We start from the raw sequence: 26,139 nt of genomic DNA on the forward strand, positions 1-26,139 counted from the left end.
CATGACCGACCTGTCCCTGTCCGACATCCCAGGGCTCGTCGCCGAGCTGACCCTCGAGGAGAAGGCCTCGCTCTGCTCGGGATCCGACTTCTGGCACACCCAAGAGGTGCAGCGGCTCGGGATCCCGGCAGTCATGCTCACGGACGGCCCGCACGGGCTGCGCAAGCAGGCCGGCGAGACCGACCACCTGGGCCTGAACGACTCGGTCCCGGCCACCTGCTTCCCCTCCGCGGCCGGGCTCGGCTCGACCTGGGACCGGGACCTGCTCCACCGGGTCGGCGAAGCGCTCGGTGCCGAGACCCTGGCCAACGACGTCGCCGTCCTGCTCGGGCCGGGCATCAACATCAAGCGCAGTCCGCTGTGCGGGCGCAACTTCGAGTACCTCTCCGAGGACCCTTACCTCACCGGTGAGCTGGCCGCACCCCTGGTCACCGGTGTCCAGTCCCACGGCGTCGGCACGTCGCTCAAGCACTTCGCGGCCAACAACCAGGAGACCGACCGCATGCGGGTCTCCGTCGAGGTCGACGAACGCACCCTCCGCGAGATCTACCTTCCGGCGTTCGAGACGGTGGTCACGCGCTCCCACCCCTGGACCGTCATGTGCTCCTACAACAAGATCAACGGCACGTACGCCTCGCAGGACCCATGGCTGCTGACCGAGGTGCTGCGCGACGAGTGGGGCTTCGAGGGCCTGGTCGTCTCCGACTGGGGCGCCGTCGACGACCGGGTCGCCGGCGTGGCTGCCGGGCTCGACCTGGAGATGCCGTCCTCGAGAGGCGTCAACGACGCGAGGATCGTCGAGGCGGTCCGGTCGGGCTCGCTCGACGAGGCGGACCTCGATGCTGCCGTGACCCGGGTGCTGACCCTGGTCGCGCGTTCCCGGCAGGCGGGTTCCGAGCCGGCGTCGTTCGACATCGAGGCCAACCACGCGCTGGCCCACGAGGTGGCCACCCGGACCGCGGTGCTCCTGAAGAACGATGGCGTGCTGCCGCTCGAGGGGGCAACGCTCGAGAGCACGGCCGTGGTCATCGGCGAGATGGCCCGCACGCCGCGCTACCAGGGTGCCGGGTCCTCCCACGTCAACCCGTCCCGGCTCGTCAGCGCGCTCGACGCGCTCGCCGAGCGGGGGCTGCAGGTGCCGTTCGCCCCTGGTTACCGCCTGGCCGAGGCGGCGGACGAGCCCGAGCCGGACCGCTCCGACGAGGACCTGCGGCGCGAGGCGGCCCTGCTGGCCACCGGCCGCACAGCCGTGCTCTTCCTCGGCCTTCCTGCTGCCGACGAGTCAGAGGGCTACGACCGCGAGCACCTGGACCTGCCAGTCAGCCACGTCTCCCTGCTCCGGGCGGTCGCCGAGGTGGCCGACCACGTCGTCGTGCTGCTCTCCAACGGCTCCGCCGTCGCCGTGGCCGACTGGGAAGAGCAGGCGGACGCCATCCTCGAGCTCTGGCTCGGTGGACAGGCCGGTGGCAGCGCCGCCGTGGGCCTGCTGCTCGGCGACGCCGCACCGTCCGGCCACCTCGCCGAGTCCATGCCGGAACGCCTTGCCGACGTGCCCGCCCAGCTCAACTTCCCGGGTGAGGACGGCTCCGTGCACTACGGCGAGCGGATCTTCATCGGCTACCGCGGGCTGGACGCCATAGAGGCGCCGGTCTCCTACCCGTTCGGGCACGGCCTGACCTACACGAGCTTCGACTACACCGAGCTCGACGTCACCGCCGCTCCGGTCACCGCCGAGACGGCCGAGCATGACGTCGTCGTCCGGGTAGCCGCCGTCGTGACGAACACCGGCGGACGCGACGGCGTGGCGGTCCCGCAGCTCTACGTCGGCCGGCCGCACTCGGCGATCGCTCGGGCCCCCCGCGAGCTGCGAGGGTTCGACCGGGTCGAGCTCGCACCGGGGCAGTCCCGTCGAGTCGAGTTCGCCCTGACCCGGCGCGACCTCAGCCACTGGGATGTCGGGACCCACGGCTGGGCGCTCGAGCCGGGCATCCTCGTCGTGTCGGTCGGCTCGTCGTCGCGAGACCTCCCCCTCCGGGCCACCACCCAGCTCGAGGCGCCGGTCCTGCGCCGGCCCCTGAACGACCACTCGACCATCCGCGAATGGATGGAGCACCCCGAGGCCGGGCCCGCGCTCAGCCATGCGATGGGCGACTTCGCGGCCACGTTCGGGCCGGACAGCCCCGACCCGATGACGGCCGCCTTCCTCATGGCGATGCCCGTGGTCAAGGTCCCGCTCATGGGCATGAGCGACGCGATCACGCTCGATGACCTGGACGCGCTGCTGGCCCGCTACGGCAACCGGTGAGTCCGGGGGGCAGCGGGGGCTGCGGGGCAGGGTCCTCATCAGCCGTCATCCGAAGGTTGAAGGGCATGATGGGGGCATGAGCGAACCAGCGGAGACCAGGACCGAACACGACTCGATGGGTGAGGTGCAGGTCCCGGCCTCCGCCCTCTGGGGCGCGCAGACCGCCCGCGCGGTAGAGAACTTCCCGATCAGCGGGCAGGGCGTCCCGCCCGAGGTCGTGCACGCGCTGGCACGCCTCAAGTCAGCCGCCGCGCAGGTCAACGCCGAGCTCGGCGGCCTCGACCGGGAGCGCGCCGACGCGATCAGCGCGGCCGCCGACGAGGTCGCGAAGGGACAGCACGACGAGCACTTCCCGATCGACGTCTTCCAGACGGGTTCGGGCACCTCGACGAACATGAACGTCAACGAGGTGGTCGCCCGGCTCGCGCACCTGCAGAGCGACCTGCAGGTCCACCCGAACGACCACGTCAACATGGGCCAGTCGAGCAACGACACCTTCCCCAGCGCGCTGCGGATCGCCGCGACCCAGGCGGCTCTCGGCGATCTCGTGCCGGCTCTCGAGCATCTCGCTGCGTCCCTGGGCCGCAAGGCGACCGAGTTCGTCGACGTCGTCAAGTCCGGCCGCACCCACCTCATGGACGCCGTGCCGGTGACCGTCGGGCAGGAGCTCGGCGGCTACCAGCGCCAGGTCGAGCTCGGGCGGGCGCGAGTGGCCCGCGCCGCCGAGGCGACGAGCGAGCTGCCGCTCGGCGGGACTGCCGCGGGGACCGGGCTCAACGCGGCTCCGGGTTTCGCAGCCGCGGTCATCGCCAAGGTCGCCGAGGCGAGCGGGATCTCCTTCGTCGAGGCGCAGGACCACTTCGAGGCCCAGTCGGCCCAGGACGCGGTCGTCGAGCTGTCCGGGGCCGTCAAGGTCGTCGCCGTCAGCCTGACGAAGATCTGCAACGACCTGCGGTGGATGTCCTCGGGCCCGCGCACCGGCCTCGGTGAGATCCACCTGCCGGACCTGCAGCCCGGCTCGAGCATCATGCCGGGCAAGGTCAACCCGGTCATCTGTGAGGCGACCCTGATGGCCTGTGCGCAGGTGATCGGCAACGACGTGACGGTCACGACGGCGGGCGCGGCAGGCAACTTCGAGCTGAACGTCATGCTGCCCGTGCTCGCGAAGAACATCCTCGAGTCGATCCGCCTGCTCGCCGCTACGTCGCGGCTGCTCGCCGACCGGTGCGTCGACGGGATCACCGCCGAGGTCGAGCACGCCCGCGAGCTCGCCGAGAGCTCACCGTCGATCGTGACGCCGCTCAACCGCTACATCGGCTACGAGGCGGCGGCTGCCGTCGTCAAGCGAGCCATCAAGGAACGCAAGACGATCCGTGAGGTTGTCCTCGAAGATGGTCACGTCGCCGACGGCAAGCTCACGGAGGCGCAGCTCGACGAGGCGCTCGACGTCCTCGCGATGACCCGCCCGCCCGCGCGCTGAGCAGTCCACTGTGCAGCACCGGGGGCCACCCGCACGGCGCTGGCCCCCGGGTTCCACCGGCCATCGTGGACCGACCCACGAGAAGCGACATCGAACGCAGTTCTCGAGGGATTCCGGCCTGAACCACCACGAGAACTGACGACGAGGGCAGTTGTCGCGGCGCTGTCGCCACGTCGCGGCGCCCGGCCACCCAGAGGGGGAGGGGTCAGCCGACGAGAGGGGAGGGGTCAGCCGACGCGGTCGACGACGCTCATCGGAAGGGCCTGCAGGGCCGCCTTGGCAGAGCTGTCCGGCAGCGGGTCGAGCAGGCGCTGGGCGTCCCGAGCCACGGCAAAGGTCTCCTCGCGGGCCATCACCAGTCCGGGGTGCACCCGCAGCAGGGCGAGCGCCTCCTCGACGGCGGCGTCGTCGCGCGACAGGTCCCGAGCGAGCAGGTCGTGCAGGCGGGCGTCGGCCGGGTCGCGGGAGCCGCGAGCCCGGATCACGGCGAGGGTGTCGACCCCCTCGCGCAGGTCCGTGCCGGGGGTCTTGCCCGACTCCCCCGACTCCGAGGCGATGTCGATGACGTCGTCGGCGAGCTGGAAGGCGATCCCGATCTTCTCGCCGTAGGAGCGCATGATCTCCACGAGCGCGGGTGAGCCGCCGCTGAACATCACCCCGTAGCGCCCTGCGGTCGCGATCAGGGCGCCGGTCTTGTCGGCGAGCACCGACAGGTAGTAGTCCACCGGGTCCACCCCGGGCGGGCAGGGCCGGTCGTCACGGATCTGGCCGGCGCACAGCCGGATGAAGGTGCGTGCCTGGATGAGGACGGCTTCCGCACCGAGGTGCGCGATGATCTCGGAGGCCTTGCCGAACAGCAGGTCGCCGACGAGGATCGCGGTGGAGTTGTCGAACGCGGCGTTGACCGACGGCACGCCCCGGCGCACGTCGGCCTGGTCCATGACGTCGTCGTGGTAGAGCGACGCGAGGTGGGTCAGCTCCACACCGGCGGCTGCCCTGACGACCGCGTCGTTGATGCCGCCCGCGAGCTCGGCGGCAAGGAGGGTCAGCAACGGCCGGAACCGTTTGCCGCCGGCGGCCGCGAGGTGTCCAGACGCTTGGGCGATGAAGGGGTCGTCGTGGTCGACGACCTCCTCGAGGAAGGCGTCCACTCGGCTCAGCCCATCCTCGAGGCGCGCCGTGAGCCCCGGCGTCGCCCCGGGGATGGACAGCATGGGCGGGGTGGTCTGCGTCGTCATGGACACCTCTCGAACACTCGATCAACGCACGAACTGCGACGCACGGTCGGCCAGGTCGAGCAGCGACGCTGGAACGATACCGAGCGCGAGCGTGACGAGTGTGCCGATCGCGATCGAGAACGTCATCGCGGCCGACGGGATCACTACCTCGACCGAGTCGTCGGCCGGCTCGCTGAAGAACATCAACACGATCACACGCGCATAGACGAAGACGGTGATCGCGCTGCAGGCAGCCCCGATGATCACCAACGCGAGACCGGTCGAGCCACCCGCGTGGATCGCGGCGGCGAACACGGCGAACTTGGCGACGAAACCGGAGGTCAACGGGATACCGGCGAAGGCGAGCATGAGGAAGGCCATGGTGCCGGCGACGATGGGGTGCTTCTTGCCGAGCCCGGCCCACTGGGACAGGTGCGTCGCCTCGCCGCCGTCCTGCCGGACGAGCGTGACCAGTGCGAACGCGGCGATGATCGAGAAGCCGTAGGTCACGACGTAGAACAGGACGGAGCTGACGCCGCTGCGGTCGAACGAGAGGACGCCGACGAGAATGAAGCCGGCGTGCGCGATGGACGAGTACGCGAGCAGGCGCTTCATGTCGGTCTGGGCCACGGACAGGACCGAACCGACGATCATGGTCAGCACCGCGACGATGATGACACCGTTCTGCCACTGCCAGGCCGCCGTGTCGAGGCCGACGTAGGCCAACCGGAGGATCGCGCCGAACGCGGCTGCCTTGGTGCACGCCGCCATGAAGCCGGTGACCGGGGACGGAGCGCCCTGGTAGACGTCAGGTGTCCACCCGTGGAACGGCACCGAGTTGACCTTGAACAGCAGCCCGACGAAGACGAGGAACGCGCCGCCCAGGAGCAGCGGGTTGAGCCCGAGCTGGTTCTGCGTGATCGCGGCGCTCAGGTCGGGGAAGTACACGGACCCGGCGTAGCCGTAGAGCAGGGCCGTACCGAAGAGGAAGAACGCCGAGCTGAAGGCGCCGAGGAGGAAGTACTTCAGCGCCGCCTCCTGGGAGAGCAGCCGGCGCCTGCGCGCGAGACCCGAGAGGATGTAGAGCGGCAGGGAGAGCACCTCGAGGGCGACGAACATCCCGATGAGGTCGTTGACCGTGGGGAAGAGCATCATCCCGCCGATGGCGAAGATCGTCAGCGGGAAGACCTCGGAGGTGATGAGGCCCGCGCGTGTCGAGGCGGCCTCGATGGCCGAGCCCGGCGTGGAGGCGCCACTCGGGGTGAACGCGTCCGAACCGACACCGCCGAACCGTTCGGCCATGGTCAGGATGCCGAGGATCCCCAACAGGACGATCGAGCCCTGCATGAACAGGGCGGGTCCGTCGATCGCCAGGGAGAACAGGCGCCGCCCCGTCGCCCCGTCCGCGAAACCCATCGTCAGGCCCTGGTGCCCGGTGGCGATGATGACGCCCACGAAGCCGAGCACGAGCCCGACGACGGCGATGGTCGCCTGGACGGTATGCCGGTGCGTGCGCGGCATGAACGCCTCGACGAGCACCCCGACGAGCGCCGTGCCGAACACGATGAGCAGCGGCAGCACTGCCAGGTAGTCGATGTTCGCCTGCTGGAAGGCGGCCGGAGCCAGGGCGGTCACTTGGTGCTCCCTTCGGCCAGGGTGGCGGGATTGGCCTGGACGTACGACAGCGTCTTGTCAACGGCCGGGTTGATCACGTCGAGGGCCGGCTTCGGGAAGAGTCCGAAGACCACGAAGAAGCCGATGAGCGGAGCCGCTACCCACTTCTCCCGGACCGACCAGTCCTTGATGTGCGACAGCCCCTCCGGCTTGGGGCCGGTCATGACCCGCTTGTACCAAAGCAGGATGTACATGGACGCCAGGATGATCACGAGACACGCGATGACGGTCCCGGCCGGGAAGACCCCGAACGCGCCGACCATGACGAGGAACTCCGAGACGAAGCTCGACAGCCCGGGCAGGGCCAAGGTGGACAGTCCGGCGACGAGGAACGCGCCGGCGATACCGGGGGTGACCCGCTGCCACCCGCCGAAGTCCGGGATCCGCTTGCTGCCGCGCCGCTTGATGAACATCGCGGCGAAGAGGAACAGGCCGGCGGTCGCGAACCCATGGTTCAACATGTAGAGCGCGGCCCCCGCGGTGCTCGTGTTGGTGAGGGCGAAGATTCCCAGCACGATGAACCCGAAGTGGCTGATCGACGTGAACGCGATCAGGCGCATCATGTCCGTCTGCCCGATCGCGAGCAGTGCCCCGTAGATCACCGAGATCACGGCGAGGACGACAACCACGGGGGTAGCCCACGCGTTGGCCTCGGGGAAGAGCTGCAGACAGAACCGGATCATCCCGAACGTGCCGACCTTGTCGAGCACCCCGACGAGCAGGGTGGCCGTCGCCGGAGTCGCCTCGGTGGCCGCGTCGGGCAACCAGGTGTGCACCGGCACCATCGGGGCCTTGATCGCGAACGCGACGAAGAAGCCGAGCCAGAGCAGCCGTTCGGTCGTCGGGTCGATGGACAGGCCGGTCAGCTTCGAGATGAGGAAGCCGTCCGTGCCGCCCGGGCCCTGCAGGTACAGGGCGATCACGGCGACGAGCATGACGAGCCCGCCGGCGAGGCCGAAGAGCAGGAACTTCATCGACGCGTACTGCCTGCGCGGGCCGCCGAACCGCCCGATGAGAAAGTAGATCGGGACCAGCATGGCCTCGAACAGGATGTAGAAGAGGAAGACGTCCGTCGCCGAGAAGACCCCGACCATGAACGGGACGAGCGAGAGGAGCAGGCCGTAGTAGGCCTTGACCCGGCGGCCGCCGTCACCCTCGTCCTCCACGTCGTGCCAGGCGGCGAGCAGGCACACCGGTGTCAGCACGAGCGACATGAGGATCAGGATGAGCGCGATGCCGTCGACCCCGAGCGCGTAGTTCACCCCGAACTGCGGGATCCACGCATGCTGCTCGGCCAGCTGGAACTGCGCCGGCGAGCTCCTGTCGAACTGGGTCGCCGCCACGATGCCCACCGCGAGGGTGACCAGCGAGACGCCGAACGCGAGGCGCTTGGCCTGCTCGGCCGGCCCGGGGAGGACGGCGACGAGCAGCGACCCCACGGCTGGGATGACGATCAGCAGCGTCAGCCACGGAACACTGGACATCTGCGACATCACTGGATCACCCACAATGCTCCGAGGATGGCGACGATGCCGGCAAGCATCGTCAGGGCGTAGGACCGGACGAAACCGTTCTGGACCTTGCGCATCCGAGCCGCCCAGCCGCCGATGAAAGCCGCGAGGCCGCCTGCTGCGCCGTCGATTCCCTCGCCGTCGGCGAAGACGAGCGACCGGGTCAGGTGGATGCCGGGGCGCATGAGGAGGGCCTCGTTGACGTGGTCCTGGTAGAGGTCCAGCCGCGCCGCCTTGGTCAGCTGGTTGCCGGCCGGCGCGGTCAGCGGGACGTCGTCTCGCAGGTAGCGCATCCACGCGAGACCGCCTCCGACGAGCACGAACACGAGGGTCACGGCGATGATCACCGGCACGGGGATCACCGGATGGTGTTCCTCGACGGCTCCGGTGACCGGCTCGAGCCACGTCGAGAACGCACCGGTCGGCCCGAGGATCAGGCCCATGAAGGCCGAGCCGATCGCAAGCACGATCATCGGGATGGTCATCGTGGCCGGCGACTCGTGCGGGTGCACATCCTCGGTCCACCGCCGCTTCCCGTGGAACGTCATGAAGAACAGGCGGGTCATGTAGAAGGCGGTGATCCCGGCGCCGATGAGCGCCGCGAGCCCGAACACCCACGGCCGCCAGCCTTCGCCGACGAAGGCCGACTCGATGATCTTGTCCTTGCTCCAGAAGCCGGCGAACGGCGGGATGCCGATGATCGCCAGCCAGCCGGCGCCGAAGGTCAGCCAGGTGATCTTCATGACCGTGGCCAGGCCCCCGAACCGCCGCATGTCGACCTGGTCGTTCATCGCGTGCATGACCGAGCCGGAGCCGAGGAACATGCCGGCCTTGAAGAAGCCGTGCGTGATCAGGTGGAAGATCGCGAACGCGTAGCCGATCGGGCCGAGCCCGGCGGCGAGCATCATGTAGCCGATCTGCGACATCGTCGAGGCGGCGAGCGCCTTCTTGATGTCGTCCTTGGCGCACCCGACGATCGCCCCGAACAGCAGCGTGATCGCGCCGACGATGGCCACGATGAGCTGAGCAGTCGGAGACGCCTCGAAGATCGTCCCGGAGCGCACGATGAGGTAGACGCCGGCGGTCACCATCGTCGCGGCGTGGATCAGTGCCGAGACCGGGGTCGGGCCGGCCATCGCGTCACCGAGCCAGCTCTGCAGGGGGAACTGCGCCGACTTGCCGCAGGCCGCGAGGAGCAGCATCAGCCCCATGGCTGTCATGAAGCCCTGGTTGGCGCCCTGCAGCCCGGCCACCCCGACGTTGACGTCCGCGAAGTTCACCGAGCCGAAGTGGAAGAACATGATGAACATCGCGACGGACAGGCCGAAGTCACCGACCCGGTTGGCGAAGAACGCCTTGTTGGCGGCGGTCGCATAGGCGGGGTTCATGTTCCAGAACCCGATGAGCAGCCACGAGGCGAGACCGACACCCTCCCAGCCCATGTAGAGGGCGAGGTAGTTGTCGGCGAGCACGAGCAGCAGCATCGAGGCGACGAAGAAGTTGAGGTAGGCGAAGAAGCGCCGCCGGTCGGGGTCGTGCTTCATGTACCCGATCGAGTACACGTGGATGAGCGACCCGACGAAGGTGATGAGCAGGACGAACGCCAACGAGAGGGGGTCGACGAGCAGGTTGACGTCGGCAGTGAACGAGCCGCCGGTCACCCACTCGTAGACGTGCACGCTCCAAGCCCGGTCTTCCGACGGCTGGCCGAACATGACGAAGAAGAGGATGAGCCCGACGACGAAGGATGCCCAGGAGAGCAGGGTCGCCGCGACCGGTCCCCAGCGGTCCGTGCGTCGCCCGCCGAGCAGGAGGACCGCGGTGCCGAGCAGCGGGAAGGCGATGAGTAGCCACGCGTATGACGCGAAGCCCGTCGCCGCGTGCGCCTCGCCGTCGTGCGTGGCGAGCCCGGCGGCATACGTGCTGGCGGAACTGAGCAGGCTCGGGAGAGCAGTTGGCATCCCTGGGGCTCCTTACAGCTTCAGCAGGTTGGCGTCGTCGACCGAAGCCGACCGGCGGGCACGGAAGATCGCCATGATGATGCCGAGCCCGACGACGACCTCGGCGGCGGCGACGACCATGACGAACAGGGCCATGACCTGCCCGTCGAGGTCGCCGTGCATCCGCGAGAAGGTGACGAGCGACAGGTTCGCGGCGTTGAGCATGAGCTCGACGCCCATGAAGACGATGATCGCGTTGCGCCGCACGAGCACGGTGGCGCCGCCGATCGCGAACAGGATCACGGACAGGTAGATGTAGTGGACCGGGCTCATCTGTCGCCTCCCTGCTCGATCTCCCGCTCGATGTGGCGTTCCACGTCGCGGAAGCCGTCCGCCCGGGCGACCTGCTCGCGGGCGACGAGCACCCTCGAGACGGACTTGCGCTCCGGTTGCCCGTCGGGCAGCAGAGCAGGGGTGTCGACGGCGTTGTGCCGAGCGTAGACACCGGGCGCGGGCAGCCCGGCGACGGCCTCGTTCTGCCTGACCCGACGAGCCGCCCATTCCGCCTGCCCCTGCCTGGGCAGGATCCGCTCCCGGTGCGCGAGGACCATCGCCCCGAGCGCAGCCGTGATGAGCAGCGCCGAGGTGAGCTCGAAGATCCAGACGTACTGGCCGAAGATCTTCTCAGCGAGGCCGGTGACGTTGCCGGTCGCGTTGTTGTTCGCGACGAGCCGGTCCATGCCCGCCTGGACGGACGACTGGTCGAAGGAGACCTGGGCGAGCGTGAAGATGAGCAGGCCGGCCAGCCCGACGGAGAAGATGAACGACCACCAGCGCTGGCCCTTGATCGTCTCGACGAGCGAGTCGGCGGAGTCGACCCCGATGAGCATGATGACGAACAGGAAGATCATCATGACCGCGCCGGTGTAGACGAAGATCTGGATGACGCCGAGGAAGTCCGCCTTCTGGATGAGGTAGATCACCCCGAGCGTGACCATGGTCAGCGCCATACCGAGCGCGGCATGGACCGCCTTGCGCGCGAAGATCAGCCCAAGGGCGCCGAAAACGGCGACGGTTGCGAGGATCCAGAAGGCGACGGCTTCAGCAGTACTGGTCACTGGCTCATCTCCTCTTCGATGCGCGCGTCACGGATCTCGACGTAGGCACGCTGCGCGTCCGTCGGTCCGGTGACCTTGCCGCGGTAGTAGTCCTTGTCCTCCATGCCCTCGGCCATCGGGAACGGCGGCTGGAGCATGCCCTCGTGAACCGGCGCGAGCAGCTCGTCCTTGGTGAAGATCAGCTTGGCGCGGTCGTCGTCGGCTAGCTCGTAGAAGTTCGTCATCGTCAGAGCCCGGGTCGGGCACGCCTCGATGCAGTAGCCGCAGAAGATGCAGCGCAGATAGTTGATCTGGTAGACCCGGCCGTAGCGCTCGCCGGGAGAGAAGCGACCCTGGCCGTCCGGGTTGTCGTCGTTGTCGGCACCCTCGACCAGGATGGCGTCAGCCGGGCAGGCCCAGGCGCACAGCTCACAGCCGATGCACTTCTCGAGCCCGTCCGGGTGGCGGTTGAGCTGGTGCCGCCCGTGGAAGCGCGGCGCCGTGGGGCGCGGCTTCTCCGGGTACTCCTCGGTCGCGACCTTGCGGAACATCGTCGAGAACGACACGCCGAAGCCCGCGACGGGGGCGAGCAGGTCGGCCCAGAAGGCCGACGGCCTGCCGAACTCGTTGTCCGAGCCGCTGGGCAGTGCCTTGGCGCTGCCGTCCTGCGGCAGCCCACCGGGGTTGGTCTCGTCAGTCATGGTCATCCTCCTTGACGGCGGTGACGGTCCCGCCCGTCACGACGGACTGGCCGCTCGAGCCGCCCGCGGTGAGAGCCACGCTCGGCTCTCGCAGACGCTGCCCGGGCAGGGGCGGGACGGGGTATCCCCCGGCGAACGGGTCGATCTCCTCGGGCGGAGCGGCCTGTTCGGCCGCGAGACGGGCCTCCCTGCGCCCGTCCCAGACCCAGGCGACGGCCAGGGCGATGACGGCGACGACGGCGATGATGACGAGCGTCGCGGTGTTGAAGCCGAGCGGGCCGATGGAGACCGTACCCTCGCCGAGGAAGCCGAGCTGCGCGCCGCGGATGAAGGCCACGGCGACGACCCACGCGAGGGTGATCGGGATGAGGAACTTCCAGCCGAACCGCATGAACTGGTCGTACCGGGTGCGCGGCAGCGACCCGCGCAGCCACACGTAGCCATAGATGAAGAGCCACATCTTGAGGGTGATCCAGAAGATGCCCCACCAGCCGTGGTTGAACATCCCGTCGTTGATGGCGGAGATGAACGGCGGCGCCTGCCAGCCACCGAGGAACATCGTCGTGGCGAGCGCCGAGACGGTGAACATGTTGATGTACTCGCCGAGGAAGAACATCGCGAACCGCATCGAGGAGTACTCGGTGTGGAAGCCACCGGTCAGCTCGCCCTCGCCCTCGGCGAGGTCGAACGGCAACCGGTTGGTCTCGCCGACCATGGTGATGACGTATACGGCGAAGCTGAAGAACGCCGGCAGGATGTACCACAGGGAGCTCTGGGCCGAGACGATCTGCGAGGTCGACATCGACCCGCTGAAGAGGAAGACGACGACGAGCGACAGGCCCATGGCGATCTCGTAGGAGATGACCTGGGCGGTCGAGCGCAGTCCGCCGATCAGCGGGTAGGTGGACCCGGAGGACCATCCGGCCAGGATGATCCCGTAGACGCCGACGGAGGCGATCGCGAGCACGAGCAGGACCGCCACCGGCACGTCGGTCACCTGCAGCGGGGTGCGGTGGCCGAACATCCAGACCTCGGGCCCGAACGGGATCACCGCGAAGGCGACGAAGGCCATCGTCCCGGCGATGATCGGGGCGAGCATGTAGACGACCTTGTCGGCCTTCTCAGGGGTGATGTCCTCCTTGAGCATGAGCTTGGCACCGTCGGCGAGCGTCTGGAGCAGCCCGAAGGGGCCGTTGCGGTTCGGGCCGGGACGCTGCTGCATCCGCCCGATGACACGCCGCTCGAACCAGATGACGATCAGGGTCGACAGGAGCAGGTAGACGAAGACGACCACGGCCTTGACGAGAGCCAGCCACCACGGCGTGTCGCTGAAGTCCGCGGAAGGGTTCTCCGTCGCGGGCACGGCACTGAGCAGTCCGTATGCCGCTGAGCTGAGTGTCATGCGAGACCACCCTTCGTGACGTTGACGTGGTCGCCGGCCCGCGCACCGAGGTCGCGGTACACGGAGCAGCCCGGGGAGTTGGTGGGCAGCCACACGACACCGTCGACCATGTCGCCCGCGATGACGGCCGGCACGGTGACCGCTCCACCCGGGCCGGTCACCGTGACGGTGTCGTCCTCACCGACCCCGAGCCAGGTGGCCGCTCTGGGCGACACCCGGGCGACCGTGCGCGGCGCGGTGCCCGCGAGGAACGGCTCGCCGTCCTGCATCCGACCCGCATCGAGCAGCGTGGCCCACGTGGCGAGGACGAACTCGCCCGCCCCCGTCGAGACGACCGGGGTGGCCGGGGTGGCTGTGGCAGCGGCGCGCTGCCCGCTCCACGGCCCCAGCGCCTCGAACTGAGCCTGGATCTCGGCCTGTGTGCGGGTCTCGATGAAGTGGCCCATCTCGCTGGCGAGCATGTCGATCGCGCGGTAGTCGCTGACGGCGTTGGAGCTCAAGGCCCGCTCGAACGGTCGGACGCGACCCTCCCAGTCGACGAAGCTGCCCGCCTTGTGGGCGTGCGGTGCCACGGGCAGGACCACGTCGGCGACCGCGGTGACCGCGGACTCGCGCAGCTCGAACGAGACGACGAACGCCCGCTCGAGCGCGGCGGCTGCCTCGGGCAGCGCGAGGTCGAGCGGGTCGACCCCGCCCACGACGAGTGCGTCGAGGGTGCCGTCGGCCGCTGCGGCGATGATGCTTGCGGAGTCGCGCCCGGGGGTCTGCGGCAGCGACCCGCTCTCCCAGACCGCGGCGACCTCGGCACGGGCGGCCGGATCGGTGACCGGGCGGCCACCCGGCAGCAGGTGGCCTATCGCTCCGGCCTCCAGAGCGCCGCGCTCGCCGGCCCGGCGCGGCACCCAGGCGAGCCGGGCACCCTTGGCGGCCGCGAGCCCGGCCGCCGCGGTCAGGGCGCCGGGGGTCTGGGCGAGGCGCTCACCGACCAGGACGATGCCGCCATCGGTGAGGGCCTCGTCGGCCAGACGACCGGTCTTGGACCCGGCCAAGGCCCGTAGCGTCTCCGCCTCGTGTCCTGGAGCGGTCGGCACGAGGGTGCCGCCCATCTTCTTCAGGCCGCGGGAGGTGAACGGTGCGACCGAGAAGACGCGGGTCCCGTGCTTGCGGAACGCCTTGCGCAGCCGCAGGAAGACGATCGGCGACTCGTCCTCGGGCTCGAAGCCGACGAGCAGGACCGCTTTCGCCTGCTCGAGGTCGGCGTAGGAGACACCGGTGCCACCGCCGGTCCCTTCGGCGGCACCCTCCGAGACCCCACGAGCACCCTCTGAGAACCCGGCGGCCTCCGGGACCCCGGTGCCGACGACGTGCCGGGCGAGGAAGTCCGCCTCCTCAGCGGTGTGCGGGCGGGCGCGGAAGTCGACGTCGTTGGTGCCGAGCACGGTCCGGGCGAACTTGCCGTAGGCGTAGGCGTCCTCGGCGCTGACCCGGCCACCGACGAGGACGCCCGCCCGTGAACCTGCGAGCCCCTTGGCGGCCACGGCGAGGGCCTCCGGCCAGCCGACGACGCGCAGGTCACCGTCGTCGCCACGGACCATCGGCAGCTCGATACGGTCGGGCTGGGTGGCGTAGGTGAAGGCCCAGCGGCCCTTGTCGCAGTTCCACTCGGCATTCACCTCGGGGGTGTTCAGGCCCATGCGGCGCAGCACGACCCCGCGTCGGTGGTCGGTGCGGATGCCGCATCCGCTCGCACAGTGCTCGCACACGCTCGAGGTCGACACGAGGTCGAAGGGGCGCGACCGGAAGCGATAGGCCGCCCCGGTCAGGGCGCCCACCGGGCAGATCTGGACGGTGTTGCCGGAGAAGTAGCTGTCGAAGGGCTTCTCCTCGTAGATGCTGACCTGCTGGAGCCCGCCCCGCTCGGCCAGGACGAGGTACGGGTCGCCGGCGATCTCGTCCGCGAAGCGGGTGCACCGGGTGCAGAGGATGCAGCGGTCGCGGTCGAGCAGGATCTGCGCGGAGACGTTGATCGGCTTCGGGTAGGTCCGCTTGACGTCCTCGTAGCGGGAGTCGGGGCGGCCGTTGGACATCGACTGGTTCTGCAGCGGGCACTCGCCGCCCTTGTCGCAGACAGGACAGTCGAGCGGGTGGTTGACCAGGAGGAACTCGATGATGCCGTGCTGCGCCTTGTCGGCGACTGCGGAGGTGTTCTGGGTGTTGACGACCATCCCCTCCGAGGCGACCATCGTGCACGACGCCTGCGGTTTCGGCATCGGCCGGGGGGTGCCCTCCTTGTCGGGCAGTGCGACATCGACCAGGCACTGTCGGCAGGCGCCGATCGGGTCGAGCAGCGGGTGGTCGCAGAAGCGGGGGATCTCGATCCCGATCCGCTCGGCGGCCCGGATGACGAGCGTCCCCTTCGGCACGTTCACGGGCACGCCGTCGATCGTCACGGTGACCTCGTTGGGGCCCTTCGGCACCTGCGCGTCGCCGCCCTCGCTGACCGAGTTGCCGCCGGCCCCGGGTGAGGTGGTGGTGGTCATGTGGTCACCATCCCGCTCGACTCCTTCGTGTCGCTGACCTCGAAGAGGGCAGAGTTCGCCAGTGGGAACAGAACGTCGGCAGGCGTGTGCATCCCCGCCTCGAACTCCTCCCGGAAGTGCTTGATCCCCGACGTGACAGGCATGGTCGCCGCGTCGCCGAGGGCGCAGAACGCCCGGCCGAGGATGTTCTCACACATGTCGAGCAGCTTGTCGACGTCGTCCTGCGACCCCTTGCCGTGCTCGAGGCGCGTCATGACCTGCCGGAGCCAGTAGGTGCCCTCGCGGCATGGAGTGCACTTGCCGCACGACTCGTGCTGGTAGAACTCCGTCCAGCGGGCGACGGCCCGCACGACGGAGACGGTCTCGTCGAAGACCTGCAGGGCCCGGGTGCCGAGCATGGAGCCGGCCGCCGCGACCGAGTCGAAGTCGAGCGGGACGTCGAGGTAGTCCTCGGTCAGGATCGGGGTCGACGACCCGCCGGGCGTCCAGAACTTCAGCCGGTGGCCCTGGCGGATCCCGCCCGCGAGGTCGAGCAGCTCGCGCATCGTGATGCCGAGCGGTGCCTCGAACTGGCCGGGGTGGGCCACGTGGCCGGACAGGCTGAAGATGCCGAAGCCGGTGGACTTCTCCGTGCCCATGCTCTTGAACCAGTCGGCGCCGTGCCGGAGGATGCCGGCCACCGACGCGATCGACTCGACGTTGTTGACCGATGTCGGCCGGGCATACAGGCCTTGCGCACCGGGGAACGGCGGCTTGCTGCGTGGCTGCCCGCGACGGCCCTCGAGCGAGTCGAGCAGCGCGGTCTCCTCGCCGCACTCGTAGGCGCCGGCGCCCGCGTGCACGACGATGTCGAGCGTCGCGCCGCTGCCCAGGACGTCGCGCCCGAGATACCCGGCGGCTCGGGCCTCGGCCACGGCCGACAGGAGCCGACGGTAGACGTGCACGACCTCGCCGCGCAGGTAGATGAACGCCTTCTCGCACCCGATGGCGTACGAGGCGATGGCGGCCCCCTCGACGAGCTCGTGCGGGTTGGCCATCATGAGCGGGATGTCCTTGCACGTGCCCGGCTCCGACTCGTCGGCGTTGACGACGAGATAGCGCGGCCCACCGTCGGGCGGGGACATGAACGACCACTTCAGGCCGGTCGGGAAGCCGGCGCCGCCACGGCCGCGGATGCTCGAGTCCTTGACCTCGGCAAGCACCTCTTCGGGCTTCATCGTCAGGGCCTTGCGCAGGGCGCGGTATCCGTCGTGCCGCTCGTATGTCGCGAGCTTCCACGACTCGGGGACATCCCAGAAGCGGGTGAGGACAGGGGTCAGCGTGTCGGTCACTTGGGCTCCTCCTTGCCAGTGGGGCCAGGCGGCGTGCCGGGTTGGGTCGACCGCATACCCGTGGGCCCGGCCTTGCTCGGGCTGTCGATCGAGGTCTGCTCGGGGTGGACCTGAGGCTGAACGGGAGCACCCGATCCGCCTGCGTCGTCGCCCGGCGCACGCCATCCCTGCTCCTTGGCGATCTGCAGGCCGAGCAGCGAGGCCGGCCCGGCTCCGACGCCCTCGTCGGCACGCCCGTCGTTGAACCCGGCCAGGACCCTGGAGATCTCCTTGAAGGTACAGACGCGATGCGCCCCACGGGTCGGCGCGACGTCCTTGCCAGCCCTCAGGTCGTCGACGAGCCGAGTCGCAGACTCGGGCGTCTGGTTGTCGAAGAACTCCCAGTTCGTCATGACTACGGGGGCGTAGTCGCAGCCTGCGTTGCACTCGATCCGCTCGAGCGTGATCTTGCCGTCCGGTGTCGTCTCGTCGTTGCCGACCCCGAGGTGCTCGGAGAGCCGGTCGAAGATGAGGTCGCCGCCCATGATCGCGCACAGGGTGTTGGTGCAGACCCCGACGGTGTAGTCGCCGTTGGGGTGGCGTTTGTACTGGGTGTAGTAGGTCGCGACCGCGCTGACCTCGGCGGCGGTCAGGTCGAGCAGCTCGGCGCACAGCTTGAGGCCACGACCGGTGACATACCCGTCGACCGACTGGACCAGGTGCAGCAGGGGCAGCAGGGCCGAGCGCTTGCCGGGGTATCGGGCGATCACCACCTCGGCGTCCGCACGCAGCCGCTCGAGGACGTCGGCGGCATACGGCGCCTTGCTCTCGGCGTCGACGTGCAGGTAGGCGGCCTCCTGCGTCATGTGCAGGGACCAGGTCTCTCCGGAACCGTGCCCGCTCATGGTTGCTCCTTTCGGGCGACGACGGTCGCTCCGGTCCTCGCTCGCTGGCGCTCGCTGCGATCCTCACTCCCTGTCGCCCTCACGCCCTCTGTTCGGGCGACGACGGTCGCTCCGGTCCTCGCTCGCTGGCGCTCGCTGCGATCCTCACTCCCTGTCGCCCTCACCGGTCGACTCCTCCCATCACCGGGTCCAGCGACGCGACAGCGACGATGACGTCGGCGACCTGGCCGCCCTCGCACATCGCGGCCACCGCCTGCAGGTTGTTGAAGCTCGGGTCACGGAAATGGGCCCGGTAGGGGCGGGTGCCGCCCTGCGAGACGACGTGGCAGCCCAGCTCGCCCTTGGCGGACTCGACGGCCTGGTACGCCTGTCCCGGCGGGACACGGAAACCCTCGGTGACGAGCTTGAAGTGGTGGATCAGCGCCTCCATCGAGTCGCCCATGATCTCGCGGATGTGGTCGAGGCTGTTGCCGTAGCCGTCCGGACCGAGAGCGAGCTGTGCGGGCCAGCCGATCTTCTTGTCGGCCACCATGACCGGGCCCGGGTTGTCCTGCAGGCGGTCGGCGCACTGGGCGATGATCCGCAGCGACTCGTACATCTCGTCGAAGCGGACCCGCAGCCGCCCGTAGGCGTCGGCACTGGTGCGGGTGATGACGTCGAAGTCGTAGGTCTCGTAGCCACAGTAGGGCGCGCTCTTGCGCAGGTCGTGCGGCAGGCCCGTGGAGCGCAGCACCGGCCCGGTCATCCCGAGGGCCATGCAGCCGGCCAGGTCGAGCACACCGACGCCGACCATGCGGCCCTTGACGATCGGGTTCTCGTTGAGCAGGTCCTCGAGCTCCTTGATGCCCTGACGGATCTGCGGGATCATCTCGCGGATCGCGTCGATCGTGCCCGGCGGCAGGTCGACGACCACCCCACCGGGACGGATGTAGGCGTTGTTCATCCGCAGGCCGGTGACCATCTCGATGATGCGCATCAGCCGCTCGCGCTCCCGGAAGCCGATCGTCATGACGGTCGTGGCGCCCATCTCCATGCCGCCCGTGCCGACCCCGACCAGGTGCGAGCTGATCCGGGTCATCTCCATCATCAGGACGCGGATGACGCTGGCCCGCTCCGGGATGTCGTCGGTGACCCCCAGCAGCTTCTCGATCCCGAGGCAGAAGGCCGCCTCCTGGAACATCGGGGTCAGGTAGTCCATCCGGGTGCAGAACGTCACGCCCTGCGTCCAGGTGCGGAACTCCATGTTCTTCTCGATGCCGGTGTGCAGGTAGCCGATGCCCGCCCGGGCCTCGGTCACCGTCTCGCCGTCGAGCTCCAGGATGAGCCGGAGCACGCCGTGGGTCGACGGGTGCTGTGGCCCCATGTTGACGACGATGCGCTCCTCGTGCAGCGAGGTGGCCTCGTCGACGAGATCGTCCCAGTCGCCGCCCTCGACGTTGAAGACGTGCGCGCCCTCGGCCATCTCCTCGTCGAGCGGGCTGGTCGCGTAGGGGTCGGTGGTGTGGGTGCTCATCAGTTGTACGACCTCCGCTCGTCCGGCGCCGGGACGGTCGCGCCCTTGTACTCGACGGGGATGCCGCCGAGCGGGTAGTCCTTGCGCTGGGGGTGGCCCGGCCAGTCGTCGGGCATCAGGATGCGGGTCAGCGACGGGTGACCGTCGAAGATGATGCCGAACATGTCCCACGTCTCGCGCTCGTGCCAGTCGTTGCTGGGGTATACCGAGACGATGGAGGGGATGTGCGGGTCGGCGTCGGGGCAGCTGACCTCGACGCGGACACGCCTCGAGCCGTGGGTGATCGAGACGAGATGGTAGACGGCGTGCAGCTCCTCGCCGGGCATGTCCAGGTAGTGCACGCCCGACACACCGGCGCAGAACTCGAAGCGCAGTGCCGGGTCGTCCCGCAGCGCCCGGGCGACCGCGAGCAGGTGCTCGCGACGGACGTGCAGGGTCAGCTCGCCTCGGTCCACGACGACCTTCTCGATCGCCTCGTCGAACGACGCGCTGCCGCCGACGAGGGCCCGCTCGAGCTCGTCGGCGACCTCGTCGAAGTACTCGCCGTACGGGCGAGCCGCGGCTCCCGGGAAGAGAATCGGCTTCTCGAGGCCGCCGTAGCCGGAGGTGTCTCCGCCGAGCGAGGGGCCCCACATGCCGCTGCGGACCCCGACGGTCACGGGCTCGCCCGCCTCGCCGGCACGGGCCCGGTCGAGCGCGCCGATGTCGGTGGCGGTCAGGCCGGTGCCGGCCGTGCCCTCCGCCCGCTGGGACGACTCCGGAGGCTTCGGAGTCTTGGGAGGCTGACTGTCACTCACGCTGTGCCTCCCCGCACGACTCCCACCGTGCTCGCCACGAACTGAGTCTCGTACTGCGTCGTCGTCGGCGTCGTCATGCGAGCAACCCCTTCATCTCGTGCGTCGGCGTCGCCCGGAGCGCCGCCTCCTCCGCGGCCCGCGCCGCAGCCTCTCGCTGGACCCCGAGGTGCGAGCTCTGGATCTGCTTGTGCAGCTCGATGATCGAGTTGAGCAGCATCTGCGGGCGCGGCGGGCATCCGGGCAGGTAGATGTCGACCGGGACGATGTGGTCGACGCCCTGGACGATCGCGTAGTTGTTGAACATCCCGCCCGAGCTGGCGCAGACACCCATCGCGATGACCCACTTGGGGTTGGACATCTGGTCGTAGACCTGGCGCAGCACGGGAGCCATCTTCTGGCTGACCCGGCCGGCGACGATCATCAGGTCGGCCTGACGCGGCGTGGCAGAGAATTTCTCCATTCCGAAGCGGGCGATGTCGTAGTCGGGCGTGCCGACGGCCATCATCTCGATGGCGCAGCAGGCCAGGCCGAACGTCGCCGGCCACATCGACGCCTTGCGGACCCAGCCGGCGGCGAGCTCGACGGTCGTGAGCATGAACCCCGCCGGCAGCTTCTCTTCAAGACCCATGGTTTCTCCTTCAGTCCCAGTCCAGTCCGCCGCGGCGCCACACGTAGGCGTAGGCGATGAACACGGTGAGGATGAACAGGACCACCTCGACCAGGGCGAACAGGCCCAGCTTGTTGAACGCCACCGCGAACGGATAGAGGAACACCGACTCGATGTCGAACACGATGAACAGCATCGCGGTCAGGTAGTACTTGATCGGCACGCGTCCGCCGCCGGCAGCCTGTGGCGAGGGCTGGATGCCACACTCGTAGGCCTCGAGCTTGGCGCGGTTGTAGCGCTTCGGCCCGACGACGAGCGAGGTGAACACCGACAGGGCTGCGAATCCGAACCCGAGTGCCAGCATGAACAGCACGGGAACATACGGGGCGGTGCTCATCCTTCGTCACTTCCCTTTCGGTCGGCCATGAGGCGCGGCGCCCCCATCCTAGGGGTGGCCTCGGCGTACGTCTCGACGGGCATGAGCGTGTCTCTCATGCATCCGGTGCGAGCCGCGAGAGCGTGTTGATGATCCGGTCGCTGGCGGCCTTGCCGCCGGGCTCGGAAAGGTTGGCCATGATCTTCAGCAGGAACCTCATCAGTGTCGTGCGGGGCAGCCCGTACTTGGTCGCGAGGCGCATGACCTCGGGCTTGCCGATGAGCGAGGCGAAGTGGCGCCCGAGCGTGTAGTAGCCACCGAGCCCCTGCTTCATCCGGGTGTTGTATGACTCCAGGACACGCTCGCGGCCGGCATCGCTGGTGCGGGCGAACGCCTGAGCGACGATCTCCGCGGCGACCCGGCCCGACTCCATGGCGTAGGCGATGCCCTCGCCGTTGAACGGGTTGACCATGCCGCCGGAGTCGCCGACGAGCAGCAGCCCGTCGGCGTAGTGCGGTTGCCGGTTGAACCCCATCGGCAGCGCCGCGCCGCGGATCGGCTGCGTCATCGTGTCGGCGCCCATCGTCCAGTCGCCCGGCATCGCCGCCACCCAGCGGCGCAGGACGTCCTTGTAGTCGACGTTGCCGAACGCCGTGGACGTGTTCAGGATGCCGAGCCCAACGTTGGACGTGCCGTCGCCGACGCCGAAGATCCAGCCGTAACCGGGTAGCAGGATGTCTCGGCCGGACGGGTCCTTGGCCCACAGCTCGAGCCACGACTCGAGATAGTCGTCGTTCGTCCGCGGACTCGTGTAGTACGTGCGGACCGCGACGCCCATGGGACGGTCGTCGCGCTTCTCGCGGCCCATCGCGAGGGAGAGCCGCGAGCTGTTGCCGTCGGCCGCGATGACGAGCGGCGCCCGGAACTCGCACGTCTGGCCGGTCGGCCGTCCGCGCTCGTCGACGAGCTTGGCAGTGACGCCGACGATCCTGCCGATGGCGTCGGTGACCGACCCGGTGACGTTGCAGCCCTCGACGAGGCGGGCACCGTTCTTGACCGCGTGCTGGGCGAGGATCTCGTCGAAGTCCGCACGAGTCCGCACGAGTCCGTACGGCGGGAAGGCGCTGTTCTCCGGCCAGTCCAACTGCAGCCGCATGCCGGCGCCGATGATGCGCAGACCCTTGTTGCGGACCCAGCCCTCCTCCTCGGGTGTCGGGATGCCGAGGGTGATCAGCTCACGGACCGCACGCGGGGTCAGGCCGTCGCCGCAGACCTTCTCGCGGGGAAAGTGGGTCTTCTCGAGGAGCAGGACGTCGATGCCCGCCATCCCCAGGTATGCCGCGGTCGCCGAGCCCCCGGGGCCCGCGCCGACGACGATGACATCGGCTGTGGTCGAGGCGGCGCCCGACACGCTCATGCTGGTAGCTCCTGGACTCGAGTGACTTTGTGAAGTCCTTCACGAACTATCGGGCCCGAGCCTACCCCCGCGCATCGGGCTGCGTCAGGCAAGGGGACCCTAACCTGCGGGCGGGCGACTCGACACCTCCGGGACGCGAGCGCTCCCGCGTGGGGGTCGTGGGCGGCATACCGACGATCACCCGGGCTTGACGGCGGTGTGGAGCGCGACGATCCCGCCGGAGAGGTTGCGCCACCCGACGCCTGACCAGCCGGCTTGCTCGACCATCGCGCCGAGGGCCGCCTGGTCCGGCCAGGCCCGGATCGACTCCGCGAGATAGACGTACGACTCGGGGTTCGAGGAGGTGCGGCGTGCGATGGATGGCAGCAGGCGCATGAGGTACTCGGTGTAGACCGTCCGGAAGGCGCGGCCGGCCGGCTGGCTGAACTCGCACACGACGAGCCGGCCACCCTGCTTGGTGACGCGCAGGAACTCGCGCAGCGCCGCGTCGGTGTCGTGAACGTTGCGCAGTCCGAAGCTCATCGTGACGACGTCGAAGCTCGCATCGGCGAACGGCAGGGCAAGCGCGTCCGCGGCGGTGAAGGCCAGGTCGGGGCGACGGCGGCGCCCGACCCGCAGCATGCCGAGGGAGAAGTCAGCAGGGACGACCTCGATCTCCTGGTCGGCCCACGGCTCGCTCGACGTGCCGGTACCGGCGGCGATGTCGAGGATGCGCTCACCCCGCTGCGCGGCGACGGTCCTGACGACGGCCCGCCGCCAGCGGCGGTCCTGCCCGAGCGAGAGGACGTCGTTGGTCACGTCGTACTTCTCGGCGACGGTGTCGAACATCGACGCGACGTCGAGCGCCTTCTTGTCGAGGTGGGCACGGGTCATGCGGCCATCCTTGCATCACGCTCGGGGCTCACGTCCGTACGGGGCAACGGCGAGTGCGCCGACTGCAACCGTGGAGGTTTCCGGTTGTTCGGTGCGTCGCAAGGCAGGCTCACGATGGTGCGCATCGTAGAGTTTGGGTCGATGTCCACCCTTCCCACTCCGGCCGCCTTGCCGACCCTCGTCGTGCGGACCGTCGCCATCGACACCGACGAGCCGCTGCTGCACCTGATCCCGGCCGGGCTCCCCGTCGAGCAGTGCGCCTCGTGGGTCCGGCACGGCGAAGGCATCGTCGGCTGGGGCTGCGCGCTGCGCTGCGAGACACGTGGTGCGACCCGGTTCGAGGACGCCCAGGCCTGGTGGGCCTCGGTCGCCGCGCACGCCGTGGTCCGCGACGAGGTCGGCGCGTCCGGGAGCGGGCTCGTGTGCTTCGGGTCCTTCCCGTTCGCGGACGACTCCGCCGAGGCAGCCTGCCTCGTCGTGCCAGAGGTCGTTGTGGGACGCGCCGACGGCCGCACCTTCGTCACCTGGATCACGACCCGCCCCGAGCTGGTCCCGCTCACGACGCCGGTACCGGCCGAGGTGCCTGCGGCCCCGCGGGGCGTCGCCTTCTCCGACGGGGCGCTGTCCCCGACCGACTATGCGGCGGCCGTCGAAGAGGCGGTCGATCGGATCAACACCGGCGAGGTCGACAAGGTCGTGCTCGCGCGTGACCTCGTCGTCACCGCGGCCGACCCGGTCGATCCCCGCTGGCTGCTGCGCCGCCTCGCCGACGGCTACGAGAACACCTGGGTCTTCGCCGTCGACGGCCTCACCGGCGCCACCCCGGAGCTGCTCGTCCGGCGTGACCATGGCCTCGTGACGAGCCGTGTCCTCGCCGGGACGATCCGCCGCACCGGCGACGACGAGCACGACCTCGCCCTCGCGGCCTCCCTGGCCCGGTCGTCGAAGGATCTGGAGGAGCACGAGTACGCGGTCCGATCCGTCGCGGAGGCTCTCGCCCCGCACTGCTCGTCGATGAACGTGCCCGAGTCGCCCTTCGTCCTGCACCTGCCCAACGTCATGCACCTGGCGACCGACCTCGCGGCCGTGGCCGCGAACGGTGCGACCTCCCTGGCGCTCGCGGCGGCGCTGCACCCGTCGGCGGCGGTCGGAGGGACCCCCACGCCCGACGCGGTCCGGATCATCGGCGAGCTCGAGCAGATGGACCGGGGCTGCTACGCGGGCCCGGTCGGCTGGATGGACGCCACGGGAGACGGTGCGTGGGGGATCGCCTTGCGCTGCGGTGCCATCGACGTGGACGACCCGCGCCAGCTGCGCATCTTCGCCGGGTGCGGGATCGTCGCGGGCTCCGACCCGGAGGCCGAGGTCGCCGAGTCCGTCGCGAAGCTCGTGCCGATGCGCGACGCCCTGACAGGCAGTTGACATGAGTGCCCGGCCGACGGCGGCCCGACTCGCCCGGGCCGTGCTCCATGCGCTGTGGCTCGGCGGGGTACGGGAGTTCGCGCTGTCCCCCGGCTCCCGCTCCGCTCCCCTCGCCATCGCCCTGTATGCCGCTGAGCGGGCCGGGGACGTGCGCCTGCACGTGCGCGTCGACGAGCGGTCCGCGGGATTCCTCGCGCTCGGCCTCGCAATCGGGTCCGGGGTTCCGGTGGCTGTGGTGACGACCTCTGGCACGGCCGTGGCCAACCTGCTGCCGGCCGTCATGGAGGCGCAGCACTCCGGCCGGCGGGTCATCGTGCTGAGCGCGGACCGTCCGGAGCGGCTGCGCGGCACCGGGGCGAACCAGACGACCCGGCAGGCGGGGATCTTCGGCTCCTTCGCCCCGTGTCACGACCTGGCCCAGGACGCGTCCGGCTCGGACGTCGCGCAGGCGGTCGCGGCTGCGGTGCGGGCGCCTGGACCGACCCAGCTCAACCTGCAGTTCGACGGCGACCTGTTGCCGCCCAACGCCGAGCCCGACACGTGGTGGACCCGCCCCTCCTCCCCATCGAGTGTGCAGTCCTCCCGATCGAGTGTGCAGTTGTCCCGATCGAGTGTGCAGCTCTCCCGATCGAGTGTGCAGCTCTCCCGATCGAGTGTGCAGCTCTCCCAAGCCGAGCATGATTCCCCCCGCCAAACGTCATACCCCATGGCCGGTGCCGAGCCCCTGACTGCTGGGCCACGCACCGTCGTCGTCGCCGGCGACGACGCCGGCCCGTCGGCACGCCTGCTGGCCGAGGCAGGCAACTGGCCGCTGCTGGCCGCGCCGACGTCCGGGGCCCGCCCCCGCCGGCCGGCACTGAGCCGCCGCTGTCGCAGACGCCCGCGCAGATCCTCACCGGATCGGTGCTGCCGCCGGAGCTGAACATCGGCCGCTGGTTCACAGAGTGGAACTTCGACCTGGCCTGGATCGTCTTCTGCGGATTCGCGCTCTTCTTCTACCTGGCCGGGGTGCGTCGGCTGCACCAGCGGGGCGACAAGTGGCCGATCTATCG

General features: G+C 69.5%; 21 protein-coding genes. 4 read left to right on the top strand and 17 right to left on the bottom strand.

Features of this window, described 5'->3' with window-relative positions; genetic code table 11:
- Window position 1 precedes the first annotated feature (1 nt).
- Window positions 2-2,305 carry a glycoside hydrolase family 3 N-terminal domain-containing protein gene (locus L0H79_RS02665; RefSeq protein ID WP_301482995.1) on the top strand — a complete coding sequence of 768 codons (2,304 nt, stop codon included), beginning with the start codon at window positions 2-4 and terminating at the stop codon, window positions 2,303-2,305.
- Between the two features lie 76 nt (window positions 2,306-2,381).
- A complete protein-coding gene (locus L0H79_RS02670; RefSeq protein ID WP_301482996.1) occupies window positions 2,382-3,785 on the top strand; it encodes an aspartate ammonia-lyase in 1,404 nt (467 codons plus the stop codon).
- A gap of 227 nt (window positions 3,786-4,012) precedes the next feature.
- Here L0H79_RS02670 and L0H79_RS02675 read toward each other — a convergent pair whose 3' ends face one another.
- The 17 genes from L0H79_RS02675 to L0H79_RS02755 form a co-directional block, all read right to left on the bottom strand.
- Window positions 4,013-5,023 (bottom strand): polyprenyl synthetase family protein, encoded by a 1,011-nt coding sequence (locus L0H79_RS02675; RefSeq protein WP_301482997.1) that lies wholly within the window; start codon window positions 5,021-5,023, stop codon window positions 4,013-4,015.
- Between the two features lie 21 nt (window positions 5,024-5,044).
- Window positions 5,045-6,637 carry an NADH-quinone oxidoreductase subunit NuoN gene (nuoN, locus tag L0H79_RS02680; RefSeq protein ID WP_301482998.1) on the bottom strand — a complete coding sequence of 531 codons (1,593 nt, stop codon included), beginning with the start codon at window positions 6,635-6,637 and terminating at the stop codon, window positions 5,045-5,047.
- A complete protein-coding gene (locus tag L0H79_RS02685) occupies window positions 6,634-8,160 on the bottom strand; it encodes an NADH-quinone oxidoreductase subunit M (protein WP_301482999.1) in 1,527 nt (508 codons plus the stop codon). The genes nuoN and L0H79_RS02685 overlap by 4 nt, the downstream gene beginning before the upstream one ends.
- 8 nt (window positions 8,161-8,168) lie before the next feature.
- Window positions 8,169-10,148, bottom strand: a complete 1,980-nt coding sequence (gene nuoL / locus L0H79_RS02690; protein WP_301483000.1) for an NADH-quinone oxidoreductase subunit L — start codon at window positions 10,146-10,148, stop codon at window positions 8,169-8,171.
- A 12-nt stretch (window positions 10,149-10,160) separates the two neighbouring features.
- Window positions 10,161-10,460: an NADH-quinone oxidoreductase subunit NuoK gene (gene nuoK / locus L0H79_RS02695; protein WP_301483001.1), complete on the bottom strand. Its 300-nt coding sequence runs from the start codon at window positions 10,458-10,460 to the stop codon at window positions 10,161-10,163.
- The gene (locus L0H79_RS02700) at window positions 10,457-11,245 is read right to left on the bottom strand and encodes an NADH-quinone oxidoreductase subunit J (RefSeq protein WP_301483002.1); all 789 of its coding nucleotides are present in this window, start codon (window positions 11,243-11,245) and stop codon (window positions 10,457-10,459) included. Before L0H79_RS02700 ends, nuoK begins: the two co-directional genes overlap by 4 nt.
- Window positions 11,242-11,925 carry an NADH-quinone oxidoreductase subunit NuoI gene (gene nuoI / locus L0H79_RS02705; protein ID WP_301483003.1) on the bottom strand — a complete coding sequence of 228 codons (684 nt, stop codon included), beginning with the start codon at window positions 11,923-11,925 and terminating at the stop codon, window positions 11,242-11,244. Before nuoI ends, L0H79_RS02700 begins: the two co-directional genes overlap by 4 nt.
- Window positions 11,918-13,327 (bottom strand): NADH-quinone oxidoreductase subunit NuoH, encoded by a 1,410-nt coding sequence (gene nuoH, locus L0H79_RS02710; protein WP_301483004.1) that lies wholly within the window; start codon window positions 13,325-13,327, stop codon window positions 11,918-11,920. Before nuoH ends, nuoI begins: the two co-directional genes overlap by 8 nt.
- A complete protein-coding gene (locus L0H79_RS02715; protein ID WP_301483005.1) occupies window positions 13,324-15,867 on the bottom strand; it encodes an NADH-quinone oxidoreductase subunit G in 2,544 nt (847 codons plus the stop codon). The genes nuoH and L0H79_RS02715 overlap by 4 nt, the downstream gene beginning before the upstream one ends.
- On the bottom strand, window positions 15,864-17,198 hold the full coding sequence (nuoF, locus tag L0H79_RS02720; protein ID WP_301483006.1) for an NADH-quinone oxidoreductase subunit NuoF: 1,335 nt from the start codon (window positions 17,196-17,198) through the stop codon (window positions 15,864-15,866). The genes L0H79_RS02715 and nuoF overlap by 4 nt, the downstream gene beginning before the upstream one ends.
- Window positions 17,195-18,043 carry an NADH-quinone oxidoreductase subunit NuoE gene (gene nuoE, locus L0H79_RS02725; RefSeq protein WP_301483015.1) on the bottom strand — a complete coding sequence of 283 codons (849 nt, stop codon included), beginning with the start codon at window positions 18,041-18,043 and terminating at the stop codon, window positions 17,195-17,197. Before nuoE ends, nuoF begins: the two co-directional genes overlap by 4 nt.
- A 199-nt stretch (window positions 18,044-18,242) precedes the next feature.
- Complete coding sequence (locus L0H79_RS02730; protein WP_301483007.1) at window positions 18,243-19,595, bottom strand: NADH-quinone oxidoreductase subunit D; 1,353 nt, start codon at window positions 19,593-19,595, stop codon at window positions 18,243-18,245.
- Window positions 19,595-20,299, bottom strand: a complete 705-nt coding sequence (locus L0H79_RS02735; RefSeq protein ID WP_301483016.1) for an NADH-quinone oxidoreductase subunit C — start codon at window positions 20,297-20,299, stop codon at window positions 19,595-19,597. Before L0H79_RS02735 ends, L0H79_RS02730 begins: the two co-directional genes overlap by 1 nt.
- Window positions 20,300-20,465: 166 nt before the next feature.
- On the bottom strand, window positions 20,466-21,020 hold the full coding sequence (locus tag L0H79_RS02740; protein ID WP_301483008.1) for an NADH-quinone oxidoreductase subunit B family protein: 555 nt from the start codon (window positions 21,018-21,020) through the stop codon (window positions 20,466-20,468).
- Between the two features lie 10 nt (window positions 21,021-21,030).
- Window positions 21,031-21,396, bottom strand: a complete 366-nt coding sequence (locus L0H79_RS02745) for an NADH-quinone oxidoreductase subunit A (RefSeq protein WP_301483009.1) — start codon at window positions 21,394-21,396, stop codon at window positions 21,031-21,033.
- Between the two features lie 94 nt (window positions 21,397-21,490).
- Window positions 21,491-22,792 carry a geranylgeranyl reductase family protein gene (locus tag L0H79_RS02750; RefSeq protein WP_301483010.1) on the bottom strand — a complete coding sequence of 434 codons (1,302 nt, stop codon included), beginning with the start codon at window positions 22,790-22,792 and terminating at the stop codon, window positions 21,491-21,493.
- A gap of 177 nt (window positions 22,793-22,969) precedes the next feature.
- Window positions 22,970-23,665: a demethylmenaquinone methyltransferase gene (locus L0H79_RS02755; protein ID WP_301483011.1), complete on the bottom strand. Its 696-nt coding sequence runs from the start codon at window positions 23,663-23,665 to the stop codon at window positions 22,970-22,972.
- A 141-nt stretch (window positions 23,666-23,806) separates the two neighbouring features.
- On the opposite strand from L0H79_RS02755, the gene L0H79_RS02760 reads away from it, so the two are divergent.
- Together L0H79_RS02760 and L0H79_RS02765 are read left to right on the top strand one after the other, a co-directional pair.
- Entirely contained in the window at window positions 23,807-25,087 is a 1,281-nt protein-coding gene (locus L0H79_RS02760) for an isochorismate synthase MenF (protein ID WP_301483012.1), read from the top strand.
- Between the two features lies 1 nt (window position 25,088).
- A complete protein-coding gene (locus L0H79_RS02765; protein ID WP_301483013.1) occupies window positions 25,089-26,009 on the top strand; it encodes a thiamine pyrophosphate-binding protein in 921 nt (306 codons plus the stop codon).
- The last annotated feature ends 130 nt before the right edge of the window (window positions 26,010-26,139 follow it).

The sequence above is a fragment of the Intrasporangium sp. genome (assembly GCF_030452765.1).
Taxonomy (GTDB): Bacteria; Actinomycetota; Actinomycetes; order Actinomycetales; family Dermatophilaceae; genus Intrasporangium_A.

What these genes read in the sequence shown, in the direction of transcription:
- L0H79_RS02665 (WP_301482995.1), top strand. Translation starts at nt 2, where the DNA reads ATGACCGACCTGTCCCTGTCCGACATCCCAGGGCTCGTCGCCGAGCTG.
- L0H79_RS02670 (WP_301482996.1), top strand. Translation starts at nt 2,382, where the DNA reads ATGAGCGAACCAGCGGAGACCAGGACCGAACACGACTCGATGGGTGAG.
- L0H79_RS02675 (WP_301482997.1), bottom strand. Translation starts at nt 5,023, where the DNA reads ATGACGACGCAGACCACCCCGCCCATGCTGTCCATCCCCGGGGCGACG.
- L0H79_RS02685 (WP_301482999.1), bottom strand. Translation starts at nt 8,160, where the DNA reads ATGTCCAGTGTTCCGTGGCTGACGCTGCTGATCGTCATCCCAGCCGTG.
- nuoL (WP_301483000.1), bottom strand. Translation starts at nt 10,148, where the DNA reads ATGCCAACTGCTCTCCCGAGCCTGCTCAGTTCCGCCAGCACGTATGCC.
- nuoK (WP_301483001.1), bottom strand. Translation starts at nt 10,460, where the DNA reads ATGAGCCCGGTCCACTACATCTACCTGTCCGTGATCCTGTTCGCGATC.
- nuoI (WP_301483003.1), bottom strand. Translation starts at nt 11,925, where the DNA reads ATGACTGACGAGACCAACCCCGGTGGGCTGCCGCAGGACGGCAGCGCC.
- nuoH (WP_301483004.1), bottom strand. Translation starts at nt 13,327, where the DNA reads ATGACACTCAGCTCAGCGGCATACGGACTGCTCAGTGCCGTGCCCGCG.
- L0H79_RS02715 (WP_301483005.1), bottom strand. Translation starts at nt 15,867, where the DNA reads ATGACCACCACCACCTCACCCGGGGCCGGCGGCAACTCGGTCAGCGAG.
- nuoE (WP_301483015.1), bottom strand. Translation starts at nt 18,043, where the DNA reads ATGACGCAGGAGGCCGCCTACCTGCACGTCGACGCCGAGAGCAAGGCG.
- L0H79_RS02730 (WP_301483007.1), bottom strand. Translation starts at nt 19,595, where the DNA reads ATGAGCACCCACACCACCGACCCCTACGCGACCAGCCCGCTCGACGAG.
- L0H79_RS02740 (WP_301483008.1), bottom strand. Translation starts at nt 21,020, where the DNA reads ATGGGTCTTGAAGAGAAGCTGCCGGCGGGGTTCATGCTCACGACCGTC.
- L0H79_RS02745 (WP_301483009.1), bottom strand. Translation starts at nt 21,396, where the DNA reads ATGAGCACCGCCCCGTATGTTCCCGTGCTGTTCATGCTGGCACTCGGG.
- L0H79_RS02750 (WP_301483010.1), bottom strand. Translation starts at nt 22,792, where the DNA reads ATGAGCGTGTCGGGCGCCGCCTCGACCACAGCCGATGTCATCGTCGTC.
- L0H79_RS02755 (WP_301483011.1), bottom strand. Translation starts at nt 23,665, where the DNA reads ATGACCCGTGCCCACCTCGACAAGAAGGCGCTCGACGTCGCGTCGATG.
- L0H79_RS02760 (WP_301483012.1), top strand. Translation starts at nt 23,807, where the DNA reads ATGTCCACCCTTCCCACTCCGGCCGCCTTGCCGACCCTCGTCGTGCGG.
- L0H79_RS02765 (WP_301483013.1), top strand. Translation starts at nt 25,089, where the DNA reads ATGAGTGCCCGGCCGACGGCGGCCCGACTCGCCCGGGCCGTGCTCCAT.